Origin of the sequence: Anaerotignum lactatifermentans, assembly GCF_014982935.1 — a bacterium.
Classification (GTDB): domain Bacteria; phylum Bacillota; class Clostridia; order Lachnospirales; family Anaerotignaceae; genus Anaerotignum; species Anaerotignum lactatifermentans.
In genome coordinates this window covers 1-2536 of record NZ_JADCKK010000109.1, presented here as the reverse complement: position 1 = coordinate 2536, position 2536 = coordinate 1, and the positions used below count along the sequence as shown (strand labels likewise).

Annotated in this window: 1 protein-coding gene and 2 pseudogenes; 2 read left to right on the top strand and 1 reads right to left on the bottom strand. The window is 61.6% G+C overall.

The window, feature by feature from the left end:
• Positions 1 to 16 precede the first annotated feature (16 nt).
• Positions 17 to 1465, top strand: a pseudogene (gene tnpC, locus INF29_RS13955) (IS66 family transposase).
• Between the two features lie 18 nt (positions 1466 to 1483).
• On the opposite strand, the pseudogene INF29_RS13950 reads toward tnpC, so the two are convergent.
• Positions 1484 to 2187 (bottom strand): annotated as a pseudogene (locus INF29_RS13950) (IS5 family transposase).
• A 154-nt stretch (positions 2188 to 2341) separates the two neighbouring features.
• Between INF29_RS13950 and INF29_RS14605 the strand changes: the two are divergent.
• On the top strand, positions 2342 to 2536 hold a 195-nt coding region (locus INF29_RS14605), incomplete at its 3' end, for a LysM peptidoglycan-binding domain-containing protein (protein WP_207728186.1).

Here is a 2536-nt window from a genome sequence, read left to right as displayed (position 1 = left end):
ACACCTATGCGGCGATATGACCATCAGCGATATCAACGTCGACGAGGCCCTGGAGCGGGTCCGGCAGCAGCTCAAGGAAGACCAGACGGTCTCGCCGTCGCTGCGTGCCGCCATCGATGTGCTGATGCTGCTGGTCAAGCTCATGGCCGATCGCCTGGCCACCAGTAGCCGCAACAGCAGCAAGCCACCGTCCCAGGATCCCAATCGCCAGCGCCGCTCGCGCGCCAAAGGCGAGCGGCGCCCCGGCGGACAGCCAGGGCATGAGGGTAAGACGTTGGCGCCGGTGACGGACCCCGACGAGGTGGTCAAGCTCCGTGTCGATCGTCGGCAACTCCCCAAGGGGCGTTCTTACCGCCCGGTCGGCGTCGAAACGCGCCAAGTGCAGGACATCGTAATCCAGGCCGTGGTCACCGAATATCAGGCTGAGGTCCTCGAAGATGATCAGGGGCAACGCTACGTGGCGCCATTCCCCGAGGGCGTGACTCGCCCCATCCAGTATGGCCCTCGCCTCTAGGCGCATGTCGTCTATCTCTCCCCGTATCAGCTGTTGCCCTATGCGCGTATCCGCGAGTTGCTCACCTCGCAGTGCGGCCTGTCGCTGAGCACCGGCACCCTGTTCGCCTTCAACCAGGAGGCCTACCAGCGGGCCGAGGCGTTCGCCGAGTGGGTGATCCCGGCGCTACGTGAAGCAGCCACCGTCCATGCCGATGAAACCGGAATGCAGGTCGGTGGCAAACGCTACTGGCTACACAGCGCCTCCAACGAGGCCCTGACCTGGTTGGCCCCGCACCCCAAGCGCGGCCAGGAAGCGATGGACGCCATCGGCGTATTGCCCTTCGTGCGTGGCGTGCTGGTGCATGATCACTGGAAGCCCTACTACCGCTATCCGGATTGCCGGCACGCGCTCTGTAATGCGCACCACCTTCGGGAGCTGACAGCGGCCTGGGAGAACGATGGCCAGGCATGGGCCAAGGCCTTGCATGACCTGTTGTTGGAGATGCATCGCGCCGTGGAGGTGGCCGACGGCTGCCTCTCGGCCGATGAGACCCGAGCCTGGCGGCAGCGCTATCGAGATTGCCTGGCGAAAGGGGACGCCGAGTGCCCCCCGCCGGTGAAACCGCCACCTGGAACGCGAGGCCGGGCCAAGCGCACCAAGCCGCGCAACCTCCTGGAACGCCTCCAGGCGTACGAGGACGACGTGTTGCGCTTCCTCGACGACCCTGCCGCTCCCTTCACCAACAACCAGGGGGAACGCGATCTGCGAATGACCAAGGTCCAGCAGAAAATCTCGGGCTGTTTCCGCTCCTGGGAGGGGGCGGAGATCTTCTGCCGGATGCGCAGCTTCCTCTCGACCGCCGTCAAGCAAGGGGTGGCGGCGCATACCGCACTGGAGCAACTGTTTGCGGGGGAGGTGCCAGCCTTCATGCAGCAAGAAGCCCCGACTCAGCCAACCGGTGCTGAATAGTTACGGGAGCGTTAACAATTAGGCCAGCCATATGACGGCGGATACAAGGTTGAGTAGCGACTGGTAGTTTCTCGCCAGTCGCTCATAGCGTGTTGCCAGCCGCCTGAACTGCTTGATTTTCTGGAAGAACCTTTCTACCAGGTTGCGATCCTTGTAACAGTGCCAATCTATCTCGGGGCATTCCAAGCGATTCTTTCTCGGCGGAATCACCGGCTCGGCGCCCACCGCTCGAATGATGTCCCTCAAAGCGGTGGAATCATACCCCTTGTCGCCAAGCACCGCCGCTGGAGAAAAGCCCGCCAGTAACGCTGGGGCGGCTCCGTACTCAGACGCTTGGCCCGGTGTGAGGATTAGCCGTACCGGGTTGCCGAGGGCATCGACCGCCGCGTGGATCTTGGTGCTCAATCCCCCACGCGATTTCCCCATGGCTTCGGTGCTCTGAGCCGTTTTTTTGCCGCCCCATGCTGATGAACTTTGACGATACTGCCATCTATCATCAGCTGCTCCATGTCGGGATCATCGGCTAATGTGTCGATAACCTGCTGCCAGACCCCCTTCTTAGACCACCGGTTATAGCGCATGTAGACAGTGTGCCAGCGACCGAAGGCGTCGGGCAGATCACGCCAGGGAGCGCCTGTCCGGGCGATCCACAGGACGGCTTCCACGAACAAGCGATTGTCCTTGGCCGTCACCCCGCGATCTGAAGCTTTGCCGGGGAGCATGTGCTCGATGCGCTCCCATTGGTCATCACGTAGCATTAGCCGAGGCATAGATCACCGAAAAATGCTGATATTCTAAATCAGCCCGATCTCCATCAGCAATTGTTAACGCACCCTAGGCGCGTTGCTTGTTGCTACGCTGCTGAGCACTTCACCTGTGCTTGCTGAAGAAACAGGGGAGTGGCCACTGGGCCACTACAGGTTGCCTGAATACGGTGACCTGATTGGTGAGGCCTATAAGGTAGTGGTAGACAACGAGGCGGATACGCTCCTCGATATCGCCCGTACCCATAACCTGGGCTACGAGGAAATCCGTCGGGCTAATCCGAACGTCAGTCTGTGGGTGCCGGGC